The sequence below is a fragment of the Sphingomonas aerolata genome, from assembly GCF_023935825.1.
GTDB classification, from domain to species: domain Bacteria; phylum Pseudomonadota; class Alphaproteobacteria; order Sphingomonadales; family Sphingomonadaceae; genus Sphingomonas; species Sphingomonas aerolata.
Genome location: NZ_CP098762.1, coordinates 2,661,136 through 2,684,502, shown reverse-complemented (window position 1 = coordinate 2,684,502; position 23,367 = coordinate 2,661,136). Strand labels below are relative to the sequence as shown.

General features: G+C 67.4%; 21 protein-coding genes. 6 read left to right on the top strand and 15 right to left on the bottom strand.

Annotation, left to right across the window (positions count from 1 at the left end; genetic code table 11):
• Positions 1–63 precede the first annotated feature (63 nt).
• Positions 64–3,261 (top strand): autotransporter outer membrane beta-barrel domain-containing protein, encoded by a 3,198-nt coding sequence (locus NEF64_RS12140; protein ID WP_056407622.1) that lies wholly within the window; start codon positions 64–66, stop codon positions 3,259–3,261.
• A gap of 24 nt (positions 3,262–3,285) precedes the next feature.
• On the opposite strand, the gene moaC is transcribed toward NEF64_RS12140, so the two are convergent.
• From moaC to NEF64_RS12120, 4 genes are read right to left on the bottom strand one after another with little or no spacing between them, the layout of a single operon-like run.
• Positions 3,286–3,759: a cyclic pyranopterin monophosphate synthase MoaC gene (gene moaC / locus NEF64_RS12135; RefSeq protein WP_031440384.1), complete on the bottom strand. Its 474-nt coding sequence runs from the start codon at positions 3,757–3,759 to the stop codon at positions 3,286–3,288.
• On the bottom strand, positions 3,756–4,532 hold the full coding sequence (trpC, locus tag NEF64_RS12130) for an indole-3-glycerol phosphate synthase TrpC (protein WP_056407624.1): 777 nt from the start codon (positions 4,530–4,532) through the stop codon (positions 3,756–3,758). The genes moaC and trpC overlap by 4 nt, the downstream gene beginning before the upstream one ends.
• A 1-nt stretch (position 4,533) precedes the next feature.
• Entirely contained in the window at positions 4,534–5,526 is a 993-nt protein-coding gene (gene trpD / locus NEF64_RS12125; RefSeq protein ID WP_056407626.1) for an anthranilate phosphoribosyltransferase, read from the bottom strand.
• Positions 5,523–6,131, bottom strand: a complete 609-nt coding sequence (locus NEF64_RS12120; protein WP_252573776.1) for an anthranilate synthase component II — start codon at positions 6,129–6,131, stop codon at positions 5,523–5,525. The genes trpD and NEF64_RS12120 overlap by 4 nt, the downstream gene beginning before the upstream one ends.
• 167 nt (positions 6,132–6,298) lie before the next feature.
• Here NEF64_RS12120 and NEF64_RS12115 point away from each other — a divergent pair, with 167 nt between their 5' ends.
• Positions 6,299–6,709 carry a hypothetical protein gene (locus tag NEF64_RS12115; RefSeq protein ID WP_031440380.1) on the top strand — a complete coding sequence of 137 codons (411 nt, stop codon included), beginning with the start codon at positions 6,299–6,301 and terminating at the stop codon, positions 6,707–6,709.
• 88 nt (positions 6,710–6,797) lie between these two features.
• On the opposite strand, the gene NEF64_RS12110 is transcribed toward NEF64_RS12115, so the two are convergent.
• Positions 6,798–8,303: an anthranilate synthase component I family protein gene (locus tag NEF64_RS12110; RefSeq protein ID WP_056407630.1), complete on the bottom strand. Its 1,506-nt coding sequence runs from the start codon at positions 8,301–8,303 to the stop codon at positions 6,798–6,800.
• On the bottom strand, positions 8,287–10,230 hold the full coding sequence (locus tag NEF64_RS12105; RefSeq protein WP_056407632.1) for a peptidylprolyl isomerase: 1,944 nt from the start codon (positions 10,228–10,230) through the stop codon (positions 8,287–8,289). The genes NEF64_RS12110 and NEF64_RS12105 overlap by 17 nt, the downstream gene beginning before the upstream one ends.
• A gap of 118 nt (positions 10,231–10,348) precedes the next feature.
• On the opposite strand from NEF64_RS12105, the gene tpiA reads away from it, so the two are divergent.
• Positions 10,349–11,104 carry a triose-phosphate isomerase gene (gene tpiA, locus NEF64_RS12100; protein WP_082446966.1) on the top strand — a complete coding sequence of 252 codons (756 nt, stop codon included), beginning with the start codon at positions 10,349–10,351 and terminating at the stop codon, positions 11,102–11,104.
• Positions 11,105–11,125: 21 nt separating this feature from the next.
• On the opposite strand, the gene NEF64_RS12095 is transcribed toward tpiA, so the two are convergent.
• Positions 11,126–12,514: a leucyl aminopeptidase family protein gene (locus NEF64_RS12095; protein ID WP_056407635.1), complete on the bottom strand. Its 1,389-nt coding sequence runs from the start codon at positions 12,512–12,514 to the stop codon at positions 11,126–11,128.
• A 10-nt stretch (positions 12,515–12,524) separates the two neighbouring features.
• Positions 12,525–13,919 carry a serine hydrolase domain-containing protein gene (locus NEF64_RS12090; protein ID WP_082446967.1) on the bottom strand — a complete coding sequence of 465 codons (1,395 nt, stop codon included), beginning with the start codon at positions 13,917–13,919 and terminating at the stop codon, positions 12,525–12,527.
• Positions 13,920–14,080: 161 nt separating this feature from the next.
• Between NEF64_RS12090 and NEF64_RS12085 the strand changes: the two genes are divergently transcribed.
• The gene (locus NEF64_RS12085) at positions 14,081–14,227 is read left to right on the top strand and encodes a lmo0937 family membrane protein (protein ID WP_107045915.1); all 147 of its coding nucleotides are present in this window, start codon (positions 14,081–14,083) and stop codon (positions 14,225–14,227) included.
• A 78-nt stretch (positions 14,228–14,305) separates the two neighbouring features.
• Here NEF64_RS12085 and rimO read toward each other — a convergent pair whose 3' ends face one another.
• Entirely contained in the window at positions 14,306–15,634 is a 1,329-nt protein-coding gene (gene rimO / locus NEF64_RS12080; RefSeq protein ID WP_031393576.1) for a 30S ribosomal protein S12 methylthiotransferase RimO, read from the bottom strand.
• A gap of 96 nt (positions 15,635–15,730) precedes the next feature.
• On the opposite strand from rimO, the gene NEF64_RS12075 reads away from it, so the two are divergent.
• Positions 15,731–16,828: an anhydro-N-acetylmuramic acid kinase gene (locus NEF64_RS12075; RefSeq protein WP_031393575.1), complete on the top strand. Its 1,098-nt coding sequence runs from the start codon at positions 15,731–15,733 to the stop codon at positions 16,826–16,828.
• Between the two features lie 57 nt (positions 16,829–16,885).
• Here the strand turns inward: NEF64_RS12075 and NEF64_RS12070 are convergent, their stop codons facing one another.
• From NEF64_RS12070 to NEF64_RS12050, 5 genes are all read right to left on the bottom strand, one after another.
• Positions 16,886–17,194 (bottom strand): hypothetical protein, encoded by a 309-nt coding sequence (locus tag NEF64_RS12070; RefSeq protein ID WP_056676217.1) that lies wholly within the window; start codon positions 17,192–17,194, stop codon positions 16,886–16,888.
• A gap of 83 nt (positions 17,195–17,277) precedes the next feature.
• Positions 17,278–18,456, bottom strand: coding sequence for a vWA domain-containing protein (locus NEF64_RS12065; RefSeq protein WP_031394953.1), 1,179 nt, complete (start codon positions 18,454–18,456; stop codon positions 17,278–17,280).
• A gap of 64 nt (positions 18,457–18,520) precedes the next feature.
• Complete coding sequence (locus tag NEF64_RS12060) at positions 18,521–19,066, bottom strand: CHAP domain-containing protein (protein ID WP_031394952.1); 546 nt, start codon at positions 19,064–19,066, stop codon at positions 18,521–18,523.
• 73 nt (positions 19,067–19,139) lie between these two features.
• On the bottom strand, positions 19,140–20,579 hold the full coding sequence (locus tag NEF64_RS12055) for a hypothetical protein (RefSeq protein WP_056407639.1): 1,440 nt from the start codon (positions 20,577–20,579) through the stop codon (positions 19,140–19,142).
• Positions 20,580–20,672: 93 nt separating this feature from the next.
• Positions 20,673–21,527, bottom strand: a complete 855-nt coding sequence (locus NEF64_RS12050) for an AAA family ATPase (protein ID WP_031394950.1) — start codon at positions 21,525–21,527, stop codon at positions 20,673–20,675.
• Between the two features lie 69 nt (positions 21,528–21,596).
• On the opposite strand from NEF64_RS12050, the gene bla reads away from it, so the two are divergent.
• Positions 21,597–22,565, top strand: a complete 969-nt coding sequence (gene bla / locus NEF64_RS12045; protein WP_235516436.1) for a class A beta-lactamase — start codon at positions 21,597–21,599, stop codon at positions 22,563–22,565.
• Positions 22,566–22,583: 18 nt separating this feature from the next.
• Here bla and NEF64_RS12040 read toward each other — a convergent pair whose 3' ends face one another.
• Entirely contained in the window at positions 22,584–23,252 is a 669-nt protein-coding gene (locus NEF64_RS12040; RefSeq protein WP_056407641.1) for a DUF6975 family protein, read from the bottom strand.
• Between the last annotated feature and the right edge of the window lie 115 nt (positions 23,253–23,367).

The following is a 23,367-nucleotide window of genomic DNA, read 5'->3' as shown; positions in this document are numbered from 1 at the left end:
GCAAGGCTGCGCGGCAATGGTTCCGTCCTGTGTTCGAAACATATTCGAAAAGGGACCTGGTTCATGCGTCGTATCCTGCTTGCCTCTACCTGCCTGATGGCGGTCGTTCCGGCCCATGCGCAGACCACGATCGAGACCAAGCGCATCGATGCGGTGCGGACCTCGACCGTGAAGGCCGGGGCGCCGGATGCGATCCGGATCACGACGGCGGGATCGGTGACCCCTGCCGGCGGCACGGCGGTGACGATCGACAGCGTGCATGCCGTCACCAACGAAGGCACCGTCCAGATTACCAATGCGGACAATGCCACGGGCATTCTTGCGGTTGCGGGGACCGGCGGCGGTATCACGAACAGCGGCAAGATCATCGTCGACGAGACCTATGAAGCGACCGATGTCGACAAGGATGGCGATCTCGACGGCCCCTTCGCGGCGGGCAGCGGCCGTACCGGCATCCGCACCGCGGGCGCCTATAGCGGCGCCATCGCCAATACGGGCGCGATCACGGTCGAAGGGAACGAGTCCGCAGGGATCTGGCTCGGCGGCCCGCTGTCCGGTGCGCTCAAGACCGAGGGCACGATTGCGGTGACGGGGACGAACGTCGTCGGCGTACGGGCGGGCGACATTACCGGCAACGTCCGGCTCGCCGGAACGGTCGCGGCGATCGGGCAGGGGGCCGTGGCGGTCCGGCTCGATGGCGCGATCACCGGTGCGCTGGTGGTGCAGGGTTCGCTCGGCGCGACCGGTTACCGGACCACGACCGCGCCGGCGGATCCGTCGAAGCTCGATGCCGACGACCTGTTGCAGGGCGGCTCGGCGCTGGTCGTCGCGGGCAACGTGTCGGGCGGGATCATCTTCGCAGTGCCGCCAAAGGATGCCAGCACGACCGACAATGACGAGGACAAGGACGGGATCGACGACAGCAAGGAAGGATCGGCGTCGGTGACCGCCTATGGTGCGGCGCCCGCGGTCCAGATCGGGTCGGCAACCAATGCGGTCGCGATCGGCGCAGTGGCGGGCAGCGGCACGAATTTCGGGCTGATCGTCGATGGCGGCATCGGTGGCAGCGGTGTCTATGCGGGTGTCACCGCGACCGGGCTGTCGATCGGTGGCTTGGGTGGCGCCGTGTCGATCGCCAACGGGATCGCGGTCAACGGCACGGTCCAGGCGCAGGCCAATGGGGCGAGTGCGACCGCGATCCGGATCGGCAGCGGCACGACGACCCCCGAACTGCGCAATGCCGGGACGATCGCGGCGGCGGGCGGCGGCACGACCGCGTCGCTGTCGAGCGCGGTCCTGATCGAGGCGGGCGCGACGGTCGGCACGATCCGCAACAGCGGTACGATCAAGGCGAGCGCGCAGGCCGCCGATGGCAGCGCAACCGCGATCCTCGACCGGTCCGGCCGGGTGACGCTGGTGGAGAATAGCGGGGCGATCACCGCAAGCGGTGCACTCGCAACGTCGGAGCGCAACGTCGCGATCGACCTATCCGCAACGACGGCGGGCGCCACCGTCCGCCAGACCGCGGTCGCGGCGGGCGTCACGGCGCCGAGCATCGTTGGCGACGTCCGCTTCGGTACGGGAAACGACGTGTTCGAGATCGCCGATGGGACCGTGTCGGGCACGACCCGGTTCGGCGGCGGCGCGAACCGTCTCGCGCTATCGGGCGACGCGGCCTATGCGGGGACGGCGCTCTTCGGCACCGGCAACGACACGATGGCCCTTGCCGGGACGGCGGTGTTCAGCGGCGCAGCGGATTTCGGTGGCGGGGCGGACACGCTGACCATCGGCGGGACATCGCGCTTTTCGGGCACGCTCGCCAACAGCGGCGGGCTGGCGGTGACGGTCGCGGGCGGTACGCTCGACCTGACCAAGGCGGCAACGATCGCGTCGCTGGCGATGGGCTCGGGCAGCGTGCTGGCGGTGACGCTGGACAAGACCGGGGGGACGGGGACGTCGATCACCGTCGCCGGGGTGGCATCGTTCGAGAAGGACACCAAGCTCGCGCTCAAGCTGGCCAGCATCACCGGTGCGGAAGGACGGTACACGGTCCTGCGCGCGGGCAGCCTGACCGGCGCGGCAAACCTGACCGCCTCGACCACGCTGTTGCCGTTCCTCTACAAGGGGAACGTCGCGACGGGCACGGGCAACGACGTCGCGATCGACATCGTCCGCAAGACCACGGTCGAACTCGGCCTCAACCGCTCGCAGACCTCCGCCTACAATGCGGTCTATGCGGCTCTCGGCACCGACGCCAAGGTCGGCCAGGCGTTCCTGAACATCAATGACGGCGACGCATTTCGCGGATCGCTGCGCCAGATGCTTCCGGATCATGCCGGCGGGACGTTCGAGACCGTGACGATGGGCTCGCGCGCCACCGCCAGGGTGATCGCCGACCCGCACGGCCCGTTCAAGGACGAGGGGCAGTGGGGCTACTGGGTTAGCCAGGTTGGCTGGGGCACGTCGAAGAGCATCGGCGATACCGGCGGCTATGACGTGACCGGCTGGGGCGTTTCGGGCGGGGCCGAATACAAGACCGGGCTGGGTAATATCGGTGCGTCGCTCGCCTATCTCAGCGGCCGCGATGCCGATGAGGGGACCAGCAATGAAGTCAGCTCCAACCAGTATGAGCTTGCGGCCTATTGGCGTGGGCACTGGGGTGGGCTGAACGCCAATGCCCGCGCCTCGGGTGCCAGGATCGGTTTTGACGGCGTGCGGCGCTTTGCCGGCACCGTGGGGACCGAGGCGGTGCAGCGCGTATCGAGCGCGGACTGGAACGGTACGCTCTACTCGGCATCGGGCGGCCTGTCCTATGATGCCGATCTGGGCAATATCTCGTTCCGGCCGATCATCGCGGTCGATTATTACAAGCTGAAGGAGGACGGCTATAGCGAAACCGGTGGCGGCACCGCGATCGATCTGGTCGTCCAGTCGCGCAGCAGCGACGAACTGGCGGTCACCGGCAGCGCGGCGCTGGGTCTCGATCTCGGGGGGCAGAATCAGGACGCAGGCTGGTTCCGCTTCGAGCTCGAGGGCGGGCGCCGCGAACTCGTCGGCGGGGGGCTGGGTGCGACGACCGCGGCCTTTGCCGGCGGGACCGCGTTCACGCTGACACCCGAGGAGCGGACAAGCGGCTGGGTCGGCAAGCTGCGCGCGGTCGGGGGCAATGCGGCGTTCCGCTTCGGCGGCGAATTCAACGCCGAACAGCAGCAGGGACGCGCCGCATTGTCGCTGCGCGCAAGCCTGCAGATCGGGCTGTAACGACGGAAGACTGGTCCGCCTGCGTCAGCGCGGCGCGGACCAGTCCCCGGACTTTCCGCCGCGCTTTTCGAGCAGGCGGATCCCGTCAATCTCCATCGCCTTGTCGATCGCCTTGGCCATGTCGTAGACCGTGAGCAGCGCGACCCCGACCGCGGTGAGCGCCTCCATCTCGACGCCGGTCTTGCCGTCGGTCGCGACGGTCGCGGTCGCGGTGACGCCGCTGGCGTCGACGTCGAGGTCGAGCGTGATCTTGGTCAGCGGCAGCGGGTGGCACAGAGGGATCAGGTCGCTGGTCCGCTTGGCGGCCATGATGCCCGCGACGCGGGCGACGGCGATGACGTCACCCTTCTTGGCCGAGCCCTCGGCGATCGCGCGCGCGGCCTCGGCCGACATGGTGATCCGGCCGGTCGCGACCGCCTCGCGTGCGGTCGGCGTCTTTCCGCCGACATCAACCATCCGCGCGGCACCCGCCGCATCGACATGCGTCAGCTGGCTCATCCGACCAGTGCCCGCGTCGCGGCCTCGACATCGTCCTGGCGCATCAGCGCTTCCCCAATCAGGAAGCACCGGATCCCGCGCTCGGCCATCGCGTCGAGGTCGGCGCGCGTCGTCAGCCCGCTTTCGGCAACAAAGGTACAGTCGCGCGGGGCCTTGTCGACCAAGTCATAGGTCCGCTGGAAATCGACCGTGAAGTCGCGCAGGTCGCGGTTGTTGACCCCGATCAGCCGCGATTTGAGCTTGAGGGCGCGCTCGAGTTCGTGCGCATCGTGGATCTCGACGAGCACGTCCATCCCGCATTCGAGCGCCGAGGCCTCGATCTCCGCCATCTGAATATCGTCGAGCGCGGCGACGATGATCAGGATCGCGTCGGCGCCGATCGCGCGCGCCTCGGTCGCCTGCCACGGGTCGACCATGAAATCCTTGCGCAGCACCGGAATCGACACGGCGTCACGCGCGGCGGACAGATAGGCGTCAGCGCCCTGGAACCATTTTTCGTCGGTCAGCACCGAGAGGCAGGCGGCACCGCCCGCCTCATAGGCGCGGGCATGCGCGGGGGGATCGAAATCGGCGCGGATCAGCCCCTTGGACGGACTGGCCTTCTTGACCTCGGCGACCAAGGCATAGCCCGACTTCGCATCGAGCGCAGCGCGGAAGCCGCGTGGCGCCGACATGCGGGCGATGCCGGCGTCGATGTCCGACAGCGATGTGGTGGCCTTGCGCGCGGCGACTTCGGCGCGCTTGGTCTCGAGAATACGGTCGAGCATGGTCATGTCAGTAGGCGATCCAACGGTCGAGCAGCGCGTCGGCGCTGCCGGTGTCGAGGGCGGTGGCGGCGAGCGCCGCGCCTGCGACAAGGGTGGGGACGGTCCCGGCGACCATCAAGGCCGCGGCGGCGTTGAGCAGGACGGCGTCACGATAGGCGCCCGCCTCGCCCTTCAGCAGGCGGCGGAGCGCCTCTGCGTTATGAGCGGCATCACCGCCGCGAATTGCCGTGATCGCATGCCGCGGCAGCGCAGCATCGTCGGGCGTGACGCGCGCGGGAAGCACGACGTTGCCGATGGACGCAACGACGCTCGGTCCTGCGCCGGACAGTTCGTCGAGCCCTTCCTCGCCGGAGACGACGAGTGCGGCCTGGGTACCGAGCTGGCCGAGTGCATCGGCGTAGAGCGGGACATAATCGGGCCGCGCGATGCCGATGAGCTGACGCGTCGTTCGCGCGGGATTGGCGAGCGGCCCCATCAGGTTGAAGATCGTACGCCTGGCGATACGCTGACGGATCGGGGTGATCCGCTTCATCGCCGGATGGTGATTGGCGGCGAACAGGAAGGCGATGCCGATGTCGCGCAGGCTGGCCTCGGCCGTCGCACCCGCGCGGTCCATGTCGAGGCCGAGGACTTCGAGCGTGTCGGCGGCGCCGGCCTTGCTCGAGGCGGCACGGTTGCCATGCTTGGCAACCGGCACGCCGCAGGCGGCGACGACAAGTGCGACCGCGGTCGAGACGTTGAGCGTATGGTGGCCGTCGCCGCCGGTGCCGCAGACGTCGATCGCACCCGGCGGCGCATCGATCGGGATCATCCGCTCACGCAGCGCACGCGCGGCCTCGGCGATCTCGATACTGGTTTCGCCTCGCTCGGACATGGCGATCAGGAATGCGGCGATCGCGTCTTCGCTGGCGCGCGCGTCGAGGATGTCGGCAAACGCCGCACGCGCGGTCTCGCGCGAAAGCGGCGTCGTCGGATCTGGCAGGAGCACGGTGGTCGTCATCGATCGAGCCCCTCGCGCAGGCGGTCGGGCAGCTGATGCGGAATCCCCGCCAGCGTCAGGAAATTGGCGAGCATTGCGTGGCCGTGTTCGGTCGCGATGCTCTCGGGATGGAACTGCACCCCGTGGATCGGCAGCGTCGCGTGGCGGACCCCCATCACGCTGCCATCCTGCGCGGTCGCGTTTACGACCAGCGTATCGGGGACCGCGTTGACGATCAGCGAGTGATAGCGCGTCGCGATAAACGGCGAAGGAAGGCCGGCATAGAGGCCGGTGTCGTCATGGACGACCGGCGACGTCTTGCCGTGCATCAGCCCGCCACGTTCGACCTTGCCGCCGAAATGCTGCCCGATCGCCTGATGGCCGAGGCAGACGCCGAGCAGCGGTTTGCCGGCATCTGCGCAGGCGGCGACGAGGTCGAGGCTGACGCCCGCTTCGGTCGGCGTGCAGGGGCCGGGGGAAATGAGAAACGCCTCCGCGCCGGACGACAGGGCCTGTCCAGCGGAGATCGCATCGTTGCGGACGACCTCCACCTCGACACCCAGTTCCATCAGATAATGGACGAGGTTCCAGGTGAAGCTGTCGTAATTGTCGACGACCAGGATCATGCGTTCGCCATAGACGAAGTCGAAGCCGGTGCAACGGGGATGCGCATCGGGCGACGCTGCACATCATGTCGGCCATAATCGGTGCAGGGCAAAGCGCGGGGCATGCTATTCAGCACGGAGCAACCTGCGGCGGCAGACGTTGTGCGTATGCAAGGAGTTTTCCACGAATGTTCCGTCTCACCGTCCTCGCCGCGCTGATCGCGCTTCCCGCCCTCGCTTCGGCGCAGGAGCAGACGGCCGAACAAGGCCAGCCGCCGCAGCGCATCCGCAGCGTTACGCTGGGGGCTGGGCAGAAGTGCCCGACATCGACCAATGGCGAGATCGTCGTCTGCTCGACACTCGACCAACCCTATCGTATCCCCAAGGAACTGCGCGATACCGCACCGATCGCCGCGCAGAACCAGAGCTGGGTCAACCGGGCTGCGACGGTCGACCAGGTCGGCCGCGTCGCGGGCGGGCTACCGGACACCTGTTCGCCGGTCGGTACGGGTGGACAGTCGGGATGCGCGCTCGCACGGGCCCGCGCCTATTCGGCCGAGCGTCGTGCGCAGGCTGCGGGGCAGGCGATCGATCCCTGACGCCACAGCGAGCACCATCGGGATCCTAGGCCGCGGTCGTCACCTGACGCCCGCGGCCTTTTACTGTGTTTGTCGAACGATGGCGGGATTACTGCCCGTAGGACGTCCCGCCGGCGCGCGCGACCGCTTCGCGGGCGGCGGCGAGGATCGCCCCGGCCTTGGCCTCGCATTCGCGCTGTTCGGACACGGGATCGCTGTCCGCGACGATTCCCGCCCCGGCCTGTGCATGGATCATCCCGTCCTTCACGACGGCGGTCCGCAACACGATGCACGAGTCCATCGATCCGTCGGGGGAGAAATAGCCGACGCCGCCGGCATAGGCGCCACGTCGTTCGGGTTCGAGTTCGGCAATGATCTGGCACGCCCGGACCTTGGGGGCGCCGCTGACCGTGCCGGCGGGGAAGCCCGCGAACAGCGCATCGAGCGCATCGCTGCCGGGCGCGAGCGACCCGACGACGTTCGAGACGATGTGCATGACGTGGCTGTAGAATTCGACGCCATAGCTTGCCGTGACGCGGACCGAGCCCGGCGCCGATGCCCGCCCGACATCGTTGCGGCCGAGGTCGAGCAGCATCAGATGCTCGGCGCGTTCCTTCGGATCGGCGAGCAGGCTGGTCCGGTTCGCCTCGTCCTCCGCAGCACTGCGGCCACGCGGACGGGTCCCCGCGATCGGGCGGATCGTCACCTCGTCGTCGCGGACGCGGACGAGGATCTCGGGTGAGGATCCGATCAGCGCGAAGCCGGGAAGATCGAGGTGATAGAGGAAGGGCGACGGATTGATCCGCCGGAGCGAGCGATAGAGCTCGAACGGCGGGAGCGTGAACGGCGTGCTGAAGCGCTGGGCAAGGACGACCTGGAAGATGTCCCCGGCCACGATATAGTCCTTCGCGCGCGCGACCATCGCACCGTAGCGGTCCGGCGACAGCGCCGGCGTGTAGGACGGCTCGGGTGAAACTGCCCGGACCGGTGCCGGCACCGGCGTGGCGGTGAGCTTCGCGGCGACGGCATCAAGCCGCTCTTCGGCACGCGCGACGATCGTGGCGGGATCCATGGCTGGATCCGGCCAGGCGGGGGCGACCAGAAACAGCGCGTCGGCGAGCCGGTCGAAGACGAGAACCACCGAAGGACGCACGAAGATCATATCCGGCAGACCGAGCGGGTCGCTGTCGGGTTGCGGCAGTGTCTCGACCAGGCCGACCGTCTCATAGCCGAAATAGCCGACCAGACTGGCGAGTGCGCGCGGCAATTCTGCCGGGACGTCGCTGCGGCATTCGGCGACCAGAGCGCGCAGGGCATCGAGTGTGGGCAGCGCACAGGGCTCGAACGCCTCGCGATCGGTCGACCAGTGACGGTTGATCTCGGCCCGATGACCCGCGGCACGGAACAGCAGGTCGGGCGCGAGGCCTATCAGGCTGTGCCGTCCGCGTATTGCGCCGCCTTCGACCGATTCGAGCAGGAAGTCTCCACGCCCCGGCTCGATGAGCTTGAGGGCGGCGGCGACCGGCGTCTCCGTGTCGGCGACCTGCCGCCGCCAGACGAGGGCGGGGCGTCCGGCGGCAAGCGCCGCGCATGCGAGCTCAGTTATTGGAACCACCCTGTGCCAGCAGTTCGGCCCGGACGCGGGCAACCGCCTTCGGATCGGTCTTCACGCCGACCTGCGCGCGGACGGCCTTGACGAACTGGTCGACATATTCGCGGCCGACACTGCGCGCGATCGAACCGCGAGCGGCCTGGATCGCCGCCTGGTTGCCGGTCGCATTGCCCCGATCGATCTTGTCGAGTTTGACCACGAACCAGCCATCGGGGCCGGCGATCGTCTTGGCGGTACCCTGCGCCATGCTGAACATCAGGCGCAGCACGGGCGGGGTGTTTTCGGGGTTCTGCATGATCTGCGCGCGCGACGCCGTGACGGGGCGCGCGGGCGGGACCGGGAAGCCCGACTGCCCCAGCGCCTGCTGCAGCGGCATACCCTTGTTGATCCGGGCCAGCGCGGCATTGGCATATTTGCGGGCGGCCTGGCTGGCGCGGTCAGCCATCAGGTCACGCATCACGGCAGGACGGACCTGTGCGAGCGGACGGGGTGCGGCGCGAACGACACGGCCGAGCGCGACGACCGCGAAGCTGCCGTCCGACCCGGTCTGGACCATCTGCGGCGCATCGCCTTCCGCGGCCTGGAACGCGGCGCTGACGATCGGCGCGAGCGCGGCGTCGGGCTGGGTGCCGGGCGTGTCGGGGTTGGTGCCGTTGGCGACGAGGCCGGGCGTGGTGATCGCGGTCAGCTTTCGGTCCGCGATGATCTCGTCGAACGTCGCATTGTCTGACAGACCATCATCGATCGCATCATGGATCTTGCCGAGCGCTGCTTGCGCCTTTTGCGCGCTGAGTGCTGTGGCGATCTCGCCCCGTGCCTGGTCGAGGGTCTTGGCGGGGACGTTCTGGATCGAATCGATGCGAGCGATCGTCCAGCCGAGCGGCGTACGGACGGGGCCGACGACCGCGGCATTCGCTGCCGCGAACACGGCATCCGCGACCTGCGGGCTGGTCGTGCCGGCATAGACAGCTTTCTCCACACCCGTCTGGGTCGATGCCTCGAGCCCGGCGGCGCGGGCGGCATCGGCGATCGCGGTTCCGGCCTTCACCTTGGCAGCAATCGCAGCGGCGCCCGCCTGATCGGCGACGACGACCTGCGTGATCGTGCGCTTTTCCGTCGAGGCGTAGCGTGCCCGATCCTGCTGATACTGGGCAGCAATTTCGGCGTCGGTCGGAACGGCCTGCGCCTTGACCTGTGCCGCGTCGACGACGGCGTAGCGGATGACGCGGCGTTCGGGGATCGTGTAGCGCGCGACGTTGCGACGATAGAAGGCGTTCAATTCGGCGTCGGTCGGCGCAGGGCCGGCGGGCACCGCGGCGGTCGGGATGAAGCCCACCAGACCGCTGCGCTTCTCGAGCAGCAACGAGGCGAAGGGGAGGGCGAGCTGGCTCGGGACCTGCGACGCGCCGCGCGTCGGCAGGATCAGCTGCTGCGCATAGGTGTCGCGGACGATGTCAGCGCGGATCTGCGCGTCGGTCAGCTTCCGTTCGACCAGCACGCGCTGATAGAGGGACGGATCAAACTTGCCGGTCGGGCCCTGCAGTGCGGGGATGCTGGCAATCTGCCCGTCGACCGCGCGCTTGCTGACGACCATGCCCTGCTGCCGGCCGAACTGCTCGAGCGCGAGGCTCGCCGTGATGCGGTCCAGCGTGCCGTCGAAGCCGCCCTGCTGGACATAGCTCGCCATGTCGAGCGTCGGCTGCTGCTGGCGGAACCCTTCCATCTCGGTCTGGACGCGCGTGCGAAGCTCGTTCGCCGTCACGTCCGCCTTGCCGACCGTGGCGACGTCGTCGGCGGCGATGCCGCTTGTTCCGCCGCCCAACCCGGTCATGTCACCCGCCGCGAAGGCGAGCGCGATGACGCCGAGGAGGCCGAAGGTGATGATCACGCCGAACCTCGACTGGGTGAGGCGGCGGAAGAAACTGAGCATGGATGGCCGATCGACAGGGACTGAGTTCCTTCCGCTTTACGGTGCGCATCGGCGCGCTTCAAGCTTGTGCCGTTCGGTGTCGGCGCTATCCGGGACCGATGATGATCGGGAGAGTGCGATGCGGCGCAAGTTGGTAGCGGGAAACTGGAAGATGAACGGGTCGCGCGCGGCGCTTGCTGAACTCGACGCGATTGCGGCGGCGGCGGCGGCAGCGCCGGACGTCGATGTGGAAATTGCCGTGCCCTTCACGCTGATCGCCGCGGCGGCTGATCGCGCGCCGGCCCTCGCGATCGGTGCCGAGGATGTGCACGAGGCCGATTCGGGCGCGCATACGGGTTGCGTGTCGGCGGGGATGGTGAAGGAAGCGGGTGCGCGCTTCACGATCGTCGGTCATTCCGAACGCCGTGCTGACCAGCACGAAACCAGCCACGACGCCTGGGCGAAGGCGGCGGCGGCGCGGCGGCAGGGACTGCGCGTCATCCTGTGCTGCGGCGAGACCGAGGCCGAACGCGATGCCGATCGGGCCGAACGTGTCGTGCAGGCGCAGATCGAGAAGTCGGTGCCCGACAATGCCGACGGCAGCTGGTTCACGCTGGCCTATGAGCCGCGCTGGGCGATCGGTACCGGGCGCACCCCGACGCTCGACGAGATCGCCGCGATCCATGCGATCGCGCGGGCGAAGCTGCGGATGCTGATCGGCGATGCGGCAGCGGGCGTGCGGATCCTCTATGGCGGGTCGGTGACCGGGAGCAACGCGGCCGCCATCTTGGCGACCGCGAATGTCGACGGCGCGCTGGTCGGGGGCGCGAGCCTGACCGCGGACAAGTTCGTCCCGATCATTGAGGCCGCGGCGGGTTGCAACGACGCCCGCTGACGCGCGGTCCGGCCGCCGGCCTCAGCCGGTGCCGTACCGCGTGCTCAGCATCGCGAAGGCGGCGCGCAAGGCATAGGCCTCGCCCCCTTTGGGGCGGCCGGGCTTCGCGGTCGGGCGCCAGGCGAAGACGTCGAGATGCGCCCAGGCGATGCCGGGCGGTACGAAGCGGCGCAGGAATAGCGCCGCGGTGATCGCACCGGCAAAACCGCCATCAGGCGCGTTGACCAGATCGGCGATGTCCGACTTGAGCATGTCGTCATACCCGTTCCACAACGGCATCCGCCAGAGCGGGTCGGCTTGTGCGTGGCTGGCGGCGATCAGTTCTGCCGCGAGCGTCTCGTCGTCGGTGAACAGCGGCGGAAGATCGGGGCCAAGCGCGACTCGCGCCGCGCCCGTCAGCGTGGCAAAATCGATGATCAGCGCGGGCCGATGCTCGACCGCACGCGTCAGCGCGTCGCCGAGCACCAGCCGCCCCTCGGCATCGGTATTGGTATTCTCGACCGTCATGCCCTGTCGCGTGTCGAGCACGTCGCCCGGGCGGAAGGCATTGCCGGCAATCGCATTCTCGACCGCGGGGATGAGCAGGTGGAGCCGGACGGGGAGCTTCGCCCCCATCACCAGCCCGGCCAGGGCGAGCGTGTGCGCGGCGCCGCCCATGTCCTTCTTCATCAGTCGCATGCCCGCCGACGGCTTGATGTCCAGGCCGCCCGAGTCGAAGCAGACCCCCTTGCCGACCAGCGCGACGCGCGGGTGCGTGGGGTCGCCCCATTCGAGCTCGATCAGCCGGGGCGCGCGTGCGTCCGATGCTGCCTGGCCGACCGCGTGGATCATCGGATAGCCGCTGGCGAGCGCGTCGCCGCGCGTCGTCGTGACGGTCGCGCCATGCCGTGCGGCGAGCGCTTCGACCGCCGTCTCGAGCTCGGCGGGGCCGAGATCCGATGCGCCGGTGTTGACGAGGTCGCGGACCATTGCGGTTGCCTCGGCAAGACGGATCGTCGGCTCGATCGACGCGACTTCGCTCGTCAGCAACACGCGCGCGGGCTTGGCGGCGGGTTTGCGATAGCGATCGAACTGATGCTGTGCGAGCATCCAGCCGAGTCCGGCACCCCCCACGTCGCCCTGCGCAAGGCGGTAAGTGCCCGCGGGGAGTGAAGCACCGAGCGAGGCGATCCGCCACGGCGACGACATCGCCTCGTCACAGACGAGCAGCATCGACCATGTATCGGGGGCGTCGCCCGGGAGCACGGCACGGTCGCCCGGCTTGCCGGTCAGGCCATGGGCCGCGATCGCGGTGCGGATGCGCGGAGGCTGAGCACCGAGCCAGCTCGCAAACTCCTCCGGACGGACGACGTGGATCGACGTGGCGGGCTGGCCGCGGTCGGGCTGAAGCAGGGAAGCGAAATCGGTCATTGCGTGCCAGTTACTGAGAGGGAGCCACGAGGAATTGTTCGTACCGGCCGTTCGCACCGGGTTCGGCATAGGTGCTGAGCGAGAGCGTACGGTCGGGATAGGTGATGCGATAGGTGCGGTTGACGAAGCCGCCGCGCAAGCGGGCGCGGCCGGTTTGCGCAAAACCGGTCGGTTCGCCGAGCGCGCCGAGGCTCGACTTATAGTCCGCGAGCGCGACCGGCTTGAAATAGAAATTGGCGTCCTCGGTCAGGCGGCTGCGGTCGAGCGTGCCGGTGCGGAGCTGATCATAGACTGCGCGTGCCCTGGGCAGGGCGGCGGCATCTTCTCCGTTCGCGGCGGGGGGTGGCAGGACGATCTTCGCGATCCCGCTCGAGATGCGGCCGACCGCATCGCTGAACCAGCTGTTGGTAAGCACGACGATCGCCGCCTGATCGTCGGGATACACGATGTTCTCGGACAGGAAGCCGACCGCCTCGCCGCTATGCTCGACATAGCGACGCCCGTTGGCGGTGCCGGTCGAGACGCCGAGGCCATAGCCATTGGTCGATCCGTCGACGAGCCTGATAGGGGTCTCCTGCGCCGCCCAGTCGTCCGCGGGCAGCGTGGTTCGGGTAAGGCGCGCGACGTCCCATTTGGCGAGGTCCCGCGCACTCATCGACAGCTCGCCCGCGGCGTACAGCCAGCCGGGCGCACTCGGCGTCTCGGGACGGACGGGCCCGAGCGCGAAACGGCCATAGCCTTGTGGAAAGCCCTTGCCGATCGCCTTGTCCTGATCGAGTGCGCGAATGTCGAGCGGCTTGAAGATGCGCTGCTGCAGGAAGTCGAGCAGCGGTTGTTTCGCGATCTTCTCGACGATCAGGCCCGCGACGACATAGCCGGTGTTGGAATATTGCCACTGCGTGCCCGGCTCGAAATCGAGCGGCTTCTTCCCCCAGCGATCGACGATCTGCTGCGGCGTGACGGGGGTCGCCATTGCCGCAAAGCTGTAATCCTGCGGCCAATAGTCCTGCAGGCCCGAGGTGTGGCTGAGCAACTGGCGGATCGTGATGCGGTCGCCGCCGGTCACGCCGGGGACATATTTTGCCACCGTATCGTCGAGGCTCAGCCGGCCCTCATCCTCGAGCAGCAGGATCGCGGCGGCGGTGAATTGCTTCGAAATCGACGCGATCTGGTAGGGCAACGCCGGATCCGCCACGGCGATCGTTTCCGACGGCTTGCCATAGGCCTTGGCGAATATGATCCGCCCGCCGCGCACGATCGCGATCGATGCGGACGGGACGCCCGTATCGCGGAGCGAACCGGCAACGAGCGTATCGATCTGCGAGGTTTCCGCAGGCGTGAGCGACTGGGCGATGGCTGGGAGAGGAAGCGCGAGCGCGGCGAGCGTGAACAGGCGAAACAGCATGGCGACATCGAAGCAGAAGGCGGGTGTCAGCGCAACGTCGCAACTTAATGTCGAGCTAGCTGAGGAGCTTAACCCATATCAGGTTAAACGGCGGAACACGCTCGAGCGCGGGGACGTTTCAGCGGCATCGATCACGTCATCACAACAGATTGGGAACTGCCATGCTCTGGACCATCGCCGTCATCTTGCTCGTCCTCTGGCTTGCCGGTTTCGCCTTTCACGTCGCGGGCGGGTTGATCCACATCCTGCTGGTGATCGCGGTGATCGTGGTGCTCGTGAAGCTGTTCACCGGTCGCAACGTCGTCTGAACGTGTGAGCCCCAAGGTGCAGGCGTTTTCGCGTGCACCTTGGGGTAGTATCGTTGCGTCAAGACCGACGCAGGCGCGTCAGACCGGCACGCCGTACAGATCATGGTCGTCGGCATCTTCGATCGTCACGGGTACGATGTCGCCGACCGTCAGGTGACCCGCGTCGCGCAGGAAGACCTCGCCGTCGATTTCGGGCGCATCCGCCTGTGAGCGACCCGTCGCCCCCTCGTCGTCGACCACGTCGATGATCACGTCGAGCGTCCGGCCGATCTTTGCCTGCAACTTCGCTGCCGAGATCGCCGCAGTCTTTTCCATGATCCGGGCGTAGCGCTCTTCCTTGAGCTCCTCGGGCACGTGGTCCGGCAGCAGGTTGGCGACCGCGCCCTCGACCGGTTCGAACCGGAACGCGCCGACGCGGTCGAGCTGCGCCTCGTCGAGCCAGTCGAGCAGATACTGGAAATCCTCCTCGGTCTCGCCGGGGAAGCCGACGACGAAGGTCGAGCGGATCGTGATGTCGGGCGCGATCTCACGCCATTTGTGAATGCGCTGGAGCACCTTGGCGTCGTTGCCTGGGCGCTTCATCCGGCGCAGCACCGCTGGCGCGGCATGCTGGAACGGAATGTCGAGATAGGGCAGCACCAAGCCCTCCGCCATCAACGGGATGACGTGGTCGACGTGCGGATAGGGGTAAACGTAATGCAGCCGCACCCACGGCGCGATCTTGCCGAGTTCGCGCGCGAGATCGGTCATGTGCGCACGAACCTCGCCGCCACCCTTCAACGGCCAGACCGAGTGGCGCAGGTCGACGCCATAGGCCGACGTGTCCTGGCTGATGACCAGCATCTCCTTCGTACCCGCGGCGACCAGTTTTTCGGCTTCGCGCAGGATCGCGTCGGGACGACGGCTGACGAGATCGCCGCGCAGGCTCGGGATGATGCAGAAGGAGCAGCGATGGTTGCAGCCCTCGGAGATCTTCAGATAGCTGTAGTGGCGCGGCGTCAGCTTGAGCCCGGCATCCGGAATCAGGTTAAGGAATGCGGAGGGCGGCATCGGAGCGGCTTCGTGGACCGCGCCGACGACCTGCTCATATTCATGCGCACCGGTGATCGCGAGCACCTGCGGGAAGCGCGCGCGGATCGCCTCGGCTTCCTTGCCCATGCAGCCGGTGACGATGACACGGCCGTTCTCGGCGATGGCTTCGCCGATCGCCTCGAGGCTTTCCTCCTTCGCCGAATCGAGAAAGCCGCAGGTATTGACGAGGACAACGTCGGCACCGGCATAGTCGGGCGACATCTGATAGCCGTCACCGCGCAGCTGCGTGAGAATCCGCTCGCTGTCGACGAGGTTCTTCGGACAGCCGAGCGAGACCATGCCGATCTTGGGCGGAGTGGGGAGTATGGTTGCCATGGGAGCCGCGCACATAGGCGCAAAGTTCGGTTTTTTCTAGGCGGTCGAGATACGATCCGTCATGGCCGGGTTTGAGGACAGGCAAGGGGACCCAAAATGCTGGCGATTGGATTGATGTCGGGGACGTCGCTCGACGGGATCGACGCCGCACTGATCGAGACCGATGGCGAGGCGATGGTCCGCCCCATCGCGTTCCGTGGGGAGCCCTATTCGGATGCGGCGCGCGCGGAACTGTCCGACGCGACACGTATGGCGCTGACGTTCGATCGGCCGCGTGCAAGTCCGCCAATCGTCGCGGCGGGCGATCTCATCACGCGTACGCATGTCTTCGCGGTACACAAGCTGCTGGCGGATGCCGGTGTCGCCGCAGCGGAAGTAGACGTGATCGGGTTTCACGGGCAGACGATCGCGCATCGGCCCGATCGCGGCTGGACCTGGCAGATTGGCGACGGCGCGGCGATGGCGCGCGCGACGGGGATCACGACGGTGTCCGACTTCCGGTCGGCCGATGTGGCGGCGGGTGGGCAGGGCGCGCCATTGCTTCCGGTCTATCATGCGGCGCTGGCGTCCACGCTCGACGGGCCGGTCGCGGTGCTGAACCTGGGCGGGGTCGGCAACATCACCTTCATTCCAGGCGCGACAAATGGCAACGACTCGCTGGTCGCGTTCGATACGGGGCCGGCGAACGGCCTGATCGACAGCTGGGTCGAGGCGGAGACGGGTGCGCGCTACGACAAGGGGGGCGCGCTGGCGGCGGCGGGGCGCGTCGACGAGACGGTGCTGACGGCGATGCTCGATCACCCGTTCTTCGATGCACCGCCGCCCAAGTCGCTCGATCGCAATGACTTCACGATCCAGCCGGCACGCGGGCTGTCGGCGGCGGATGGCGCGGCAACGCTGACCGCATTCACCGCGGAGACGGTCGCGGACGCGGTCCGGCATCTGCCTGCGCGACCCAAGCGGCTGCTGGTCGCGGGCGGTGGACGTCATAATCCGACGATGTTGGACATGATCGCCGCGGCGACCGGGCTGCGGGTTGAGGCGACTGACGCGCTCGGGTGGAACGGCGATGCGCTGGAGGCGGAAGGGTTCGCCTATATGGCGGTGCGGACGCTCCGGGGGCTACCAATCAGTTTTCCGGGGACGACGGGGGTGCCGGCGGCGATGATGGGCGGGATCGTTCACCCGGCCTGAGCCCGCCAAGATACAAAAGACTATGGCCCACCGTTGCCGGCGGGCCACACATTTCCCTCAGTGAGCCTTTTTCGGCTTGCCGGGCTTCTTGGGCGCGGGCTTTGGCGGGGTCTTCTTTTCCGGTGCGTCCTTTGCGCGGAGCGCAGGTGCGGCAATCGCGGCGGCAATGCCGGCGACCAGCGTGGCGCCGACCGCGATCGCGGTCTTCGGGTGCGACTTCACCGCGTCAGTGGCGGTGGCGATGCCGGCCTTTGCCGCGTCCGTCGCATCGTCCATCCAGTCGCCCTTCGCGGCGGGAGCCGGCGCGGCGTCGTCGTCATGCTTGACCTTGGCATGCGGCATGGCAGAATTCGGGATCGACGACATAAGCTATTCCTCGCACAGGGATGATGCACGCTAAACCGACCGGGTCCATGACGGTTCCGTTACGGGATCGCGCAGGCGGCGCGTTAGCGCTTGCGGGTAAGCTCACGCATCGCGTCGTCGAGACCGGCGAGTGTCAGCGGGTACATGCGGTCGGTCATCAGTTCGCGCATGATGCGGACCGATTGCGAATAGCCCCATTGCGCCTCGGGCACGGGGTTGAGCCATGCCGCAGACGGATAGGTAGTCGTCAGGCGCTGCATCCAGACCGCGCCCGGCTCCTCGTTGAAATGCTCGACCGAGCCGCCGGGGTGGGTGATCTCGTACGGGCTCATCGATGCGTCACCGACCAGCACGAGTTTGTAATCATGGCCGAACTTGTGGAGCACGTCCCACAAAGGCGTACGCTCGGCGAAGCGGCGCGTGTTGTCCTTCCACACGCCCTCGTAGGGGCAATTGTGGAAATAATAGAATTCGAGGTTCTTGAACTCGGTGGTCGCGGCCGAGAAGAGTTCCTCGCAAAGCTTGACGAAGGGATCCATCGATCCTCCGACGTCGAGGAACAGCAGCATCTTGATCGCATTGCGGCGTTCGGCTCGCATGACGATGTCGAGATAGCCCTGGCGCGCGGTGCCGGCGATCGTGCCGTCGATGTCGAGTTCGTCCGCGGCGCCGTCGCGTGCGAACCGGCGCAGGCGTCGCAGCGCGATCTTGATGTTTCGCGTGCCGAGTTCGCGGGTGTTGTCGAGATTGCGGAACTCACGCTGGTCCCAGACCTTCAGCGCGCGCTTGTGCCGGCTCTCGCCGCCGATGCGCACGCCTTCGGGGTTGTAGCCGCCATTGCCGTAGGGGGAGGTGCCGCCGGTACCGACCCATTTGTTGCCGCCCTGATGGCGTCCCTGCTGTTCCTCGAGCCGCTTCTTGAGCGTCTCCATGATCTCGTCCCACGAGCCCAGCGACTGGATCGCGGCCATCTCGTCCGGGGTGAGGAATTTCTCGGCGACCGCCTTCAGCCAATCCTCGGGGATGTCGGTCGGCGTCGTGCCATAGCTCGTGGCGAGGCCGCGGAAGACCTTGGCGAAGACCTGGTCGAAGCGGTCGAGCATCCCCTCGTCCTTCACATAGACCGCGCGGGAGAGGTAGTAGAATTCCTCGGGCGTCCGCTCGATCACCTCGGCGTCGAGCGCCTCGAGCAGGAGCAGATGCTCCTTGAGGCTGGCCGGGATGCCCGCGCTACGCAGCTCGTCGAGAAAATTGAGAAACATCGCCCTATCCTGCCTCTCCAGCCCCGCGAAGTCGAGGGGCGAGTCGAGGATCGGGTATGCGCGGTCAGCTGCCCGGGACGTATGCGTCGATCAGCGCGCCGACATAATCGGGATTGCGACTGGTCAGTTCGGCCGCGGGTCGCGCATCGCCGTGGATGAAGCCGTAGACCGGGTAGATCCCGCCGCCGAGGCCGTCGACATCCTTGTACCAGACCTTGACGCGGCTCCAGTCATTGGCTGGCGAGACGTCGAACAGCGTGACGTCCTGTTCGGCATGACCGCGTTCGCCGTTCTGGCGCGACCAATTGGCATGGGTCAGCATCACGACGCGCTTCTCGACGACGCGGCTGATGACCGCGACATGCCCCATCGGCAGGCGGGCCGTCTTCGCAAAAACGATGACCGAGCCCGTCTTTGGTCGGTGCGTCCGCTCGTAACGGCCATCGGCCTGACGCCACCAGGTCCAGGCATCGCCATAGATCTCGATCCCCGAGGCCGCTCGCGCAAACGGAACGCACTGGCCGACATAGTCGAGCAGCGATGCCTGTGCAGCGGACCCCGCGCCGATCGTGAGGACAGCGGAGAGAAGGGCGCGACTGAAGCGATTCATCCCGTGATCCTAAAGGCCGTCCCATGACCGCCATGTTGCCGCCTGTGGTTAATGGCATGACGATGCGCCAGCCTCAATATGGATTAGACGACAAGGCGTTGCGCGCGCGGGGTAGTCCGTAAAGTGCCCAGTCGGTTCCCGACAGCATTTCCCGGCGGCGCATGGTCCGAAGCGTATAGACGCGTCCGCAGCGTCGCGTCGTGGCCATCGCCGCGCCGCCGTCGTCGAGATCGACAAAGACGAATTGCACAGGTCGGCAGTCGCTTGTCAGCACGAGCGGATAGCGCGCCGTCGCGGCTGCGACCCGAAGCGGGGCAACGGGCTGGAGGTGATCGACATGAACGCGTGCGCCGCCCGGTGCTTCGATGCGGACGCTGGCGATGGCGGCATCGATATCGCCGCGCCGTCGCGCGATGTCCTGCGCGATGTCGTGGTTCATGCCGATCGCGAGGAGAGTGAGGGCGAGCGCGGCCAATATCTTTGACCGGGGGCCTTTCGTCAGCGCGGTGGCGATCAGGTCAGTCAGGAGCAACAGGACCGCGACGCTGGATAGCAGGAAGTAGCGCGGCATTCCTGTGTTGGCGATGTGAAGCGTGGCGAGGGCGATCGGCAGTCCGGCGATGGCGAGCATTGCCAGCCACGCCATGGGTCGTCGTTGCGCCACGGCGATTCCTGTGACGACGAGTGTCGCCAGCGCGAGCATTGCGATTGACCACCGGGCCAGGCTGGACGCGCCGAAAGTCGTCGCCAGCATGACCTGCAGCGCATTGACGAGGCTCGCGAACGAGAAGGGCACATAGTCGCCGACCTGCATGCCGCCAGGGCTTGCAGCGGCAGCGCCGAAGACCAGCGTGAAGACAAGCATGACGGCAACGACGCTCGGCAGCATCAGCCGCGCGGTCATCGCAGCGGCCGTCCCTGTGGCAACCCGCTGGCGCAGCGTCAGCGCGACCCAGCCGGCGATCGCGACCACGAAGAACAGCATCGTCAATTGCGACAGGAGTCCGAGAATGGTCAGCAGCGCAAGCAGCCCCGGCGCATGGCGGGGCGCAGGGCCAGGGGCGTTGAGCCAGCGTGCGGCGACCAGGATCGCACCCACCGCGCACAGCAGCATTGGCGCATAGCCGCGCGCTTCGCTGCCATAATTGACCAGGATCGGCGACAGCGCGAACAGCGCTGCGCCGACCAGCGCATGCGCCGTGGAGCGCCGCGCACCGATCGCGGCGACGACCAGCACCGTGGCGGCACCGGTGACGATCGACAGCGCGCGCAGGGCCAGCGGCGGCGCGGCATAGCCGACCGCCTGCATCCACAGGCTGTTCAGATGGTGGTTGTTGTCGTGGTTGATCGACCTGAACACCGCCCAGGGCGTGCCCGCCTTCGCCACCAGCACCGCGGACCACGCCTCGTCGACCCAAAGCCCGCCATGGCCCGATAGGATCCGGACCCAGACCGCGACGCCCAGGATCGCAAGCAACGCGTATGCCGCGGGGAGGGGCAGGTGGTGACGCACCCCCGGAGCGATAGCGCGCAACTGGTTAAGGCCGCATGTTCAGCGTTGCTCAGGCGGACGGTCCCGGCCGCTGCTGTCCCGCCGCTCCCGAAGCTACCCTTGGTTCTTCTGCCGCTTTGCCATGAAGGCGAGGCGTTCGAACAGCATCACGTCCTGTTCGTTCTTGAGCAGTGCGCCGTGGAGCGGCGGGATCGCCTTGGTCGGATCGCGATTCTGCAGCGTCTCGAGCGGCATGTCCTCGTGCAGCAGCAGCTTGAGCCAGTCGAGCAGTTCGGAGGTCGAGGGCTTTTTCTTGAGGCCGGGGACGTCGCGGACGTCGTAGAACAGGTCCATCGCGCGCGAGACGAGCATGCGCTGGATCCCGGGGAAATGGACGTCGACGATCGCCTGCATCGTGTCGCGGTCGGGAAACTTGATATAGTGGAAGAAGCAGCGGCGCAGGAACGCGTCGGGCAGTTCCTTCTCGTTGTTGCTGGTGATGATGACGATCGGGCGCTCGACCGCGCGGACGGTTTCCTTGGTCTCGTAGACGTGGAATTCCATCCGATCGAGTTCCTGCAAAAGGTCGTTGGGGAATTCGATATCGGCCTTGTCGATCTCGTCGATAAGCAGGACGGGCGGCGCCGGCTGGGTAAACGCCTCCCAGAGCTTGCCCTTGCGGATATAATTGCCGATGTCGTGGACGCGCTCGTCGCCGAGCTGGCCGTCGCGCAGGCGGGCGACCGCGTCATATTCGTACAGCCCCTGCTGCGCCTTGGTCGTCGACTTGATGTTCCATTCGATCAGCGGCGCGCCGAGCGCCTTGGCGATCTCATAGGCGAGCACGGTCTTGCCGGTGCCGGGCTCACCCTTGATCAGCAACGGGCGGCGTAACGTCACCGCGGCATTCACCGCGACCTTGAGGTCGTCGGTCGCGACATAGCTCTGCGTGCCTTCGAAGCGCTTCATGCCCATTCCCGTCAGAATCGAATTCCCGGTACGGATAGAAGCTGTTGGGCATCCGACGCAACCCGGACGATGACGACACCGACAGCGATCAGGGTTCGTGGCAAGGCCCGGACGGTGTACGGAACGATCGCGCGGCGAAACGGCGCGGCTGGAGGAGGCATCACGATCATCATGCTGAACAGGCGGGCTCTCCTGTCAGGCGTTTCCGCAACGCTCGTCACGCGTCCGGCCTTCGCACGTAGCGAGGCTCCTCCGCCCGGCGTCGCGGCCTACGAGGCCGCGAGCGGCGGCCATGTCGGGCTCTACGCGCGCAACCTGATGACGGGGAGGGCGATCGCCTGGCGTGCCGATGAGCGGTTCGTCATGTGCAGCACGTTCAAGGCCTCGCTCGCCGCGTGCGTGCTGAACCGGGTCGATCGCGGCCGGGCGCGGCTGGCAGACAGGATCGCGCTATCGCCCGCAGACCTGCAGGACTGGCACGCGCCCGTCGCCCGGCAGAATCTGGCGCGCGGCGAGATGTCGCTTGGCGAGATGTGCCAAGCGGCAGTCGAGCAGAGCGACAATAGCTGCGCCAACATCTTGTTGCAGCGGATCGGCGGACCCGCCGCGCTCACCGCCTATTGGCGGGGTCTCGGCGACGATGTCAGCCGGCTGGACGATATCGAGCCGTTCCTGAACCGTACGCCGCCGGGTGGGTTGCGCAACACGACGACGCCTAGGGCGATGGCGTCGACGATCGGACGGCTGACACGTGGTCCGGTATTGTCGCCCTCGTCACGCGCGCTGCTCATGCTGTGGCTCCGGCAATGCCGGACCGGCGACGCGCGGTTGCGGGCCGGTCTGCCGCGCGCGTGGGTGATCGGCAACAAGACGGGTAACAACGGCAAGGACGCGGCCGGCGACATCGGGCTGTTGTGGCGCGATCCCGACACGCCGATCATCATCAGTGTCTACACGCGTGGCGGCTCGCCCACCGAGGCGCAGTTCAAGAGTTTGTTTTCAGAGGTTGCCCGGGGAGTTGCTAGGACACTGGCCTAGGCTGCGTGTGCAATCCGGTCAGAGATCGCCGCGCGCGCTGGCGCGGGCTTCGAGCAGCGACCAGAGGCCGCGATGCTGGGCGTAGAGCTGCTGCGCCCCGAAGGTGATGGCGCGCCGCGTACCCGGCGTTGCACCCAGCGTCGCCAGTGCCTTGGCGCTGACGTCAGCGGGCGGGAGCGCGCGCGGCGGCGCGATGATGCCGAACCGGGTCGCGGCAAGGTCGAGCACATCGCGCGTCACCGCCCAGTCGTGGAGCAGCGCGGCCACCGCCCCCGTGGCGCAACCGGCGCGCTCCGAACCGGACAGGATCTCCAGCGCGTTGCGCACGCCGGCGAGGGCGGCCTCGGTCGCCGCCTGACCCGGTGTCGAGGGCAACGGCCCCACGGCGGCGGTCAGCTGGGCGAGATAGCCGCGTTCGATCGCGAACCCGGTCGCTGCGGTTTCGAGCCAGGGCAGCGAACCCAACTGTGCGCCACGCAGCAAGGCGTCGTCGATCATCCCGGGATGCCGTCCATAGACGTCGCAGAACGCGTGCACCGCATCCGACAGGTTGCGCTGGGCGGGGGCGGATTGGATCAGTCGCGTCGCGTGAGGGTGCGCGACAGCACCGTCGACGGCGCCAAGGCGCGCGACGACGTCCCAGGCGCCGGGCCGTGTTTCGTCAATGGATGCCGTCGTCGAAGCCATTAGTCCCCGGTCATGTCTGGGATGCCCGCGCGCCATATGCGTGCGGACGTCCGATCGCAGGTCCTTGCACGTCACGTGTAAAGACCGCGTGCACATGACGTTAACCGGCTGCTAA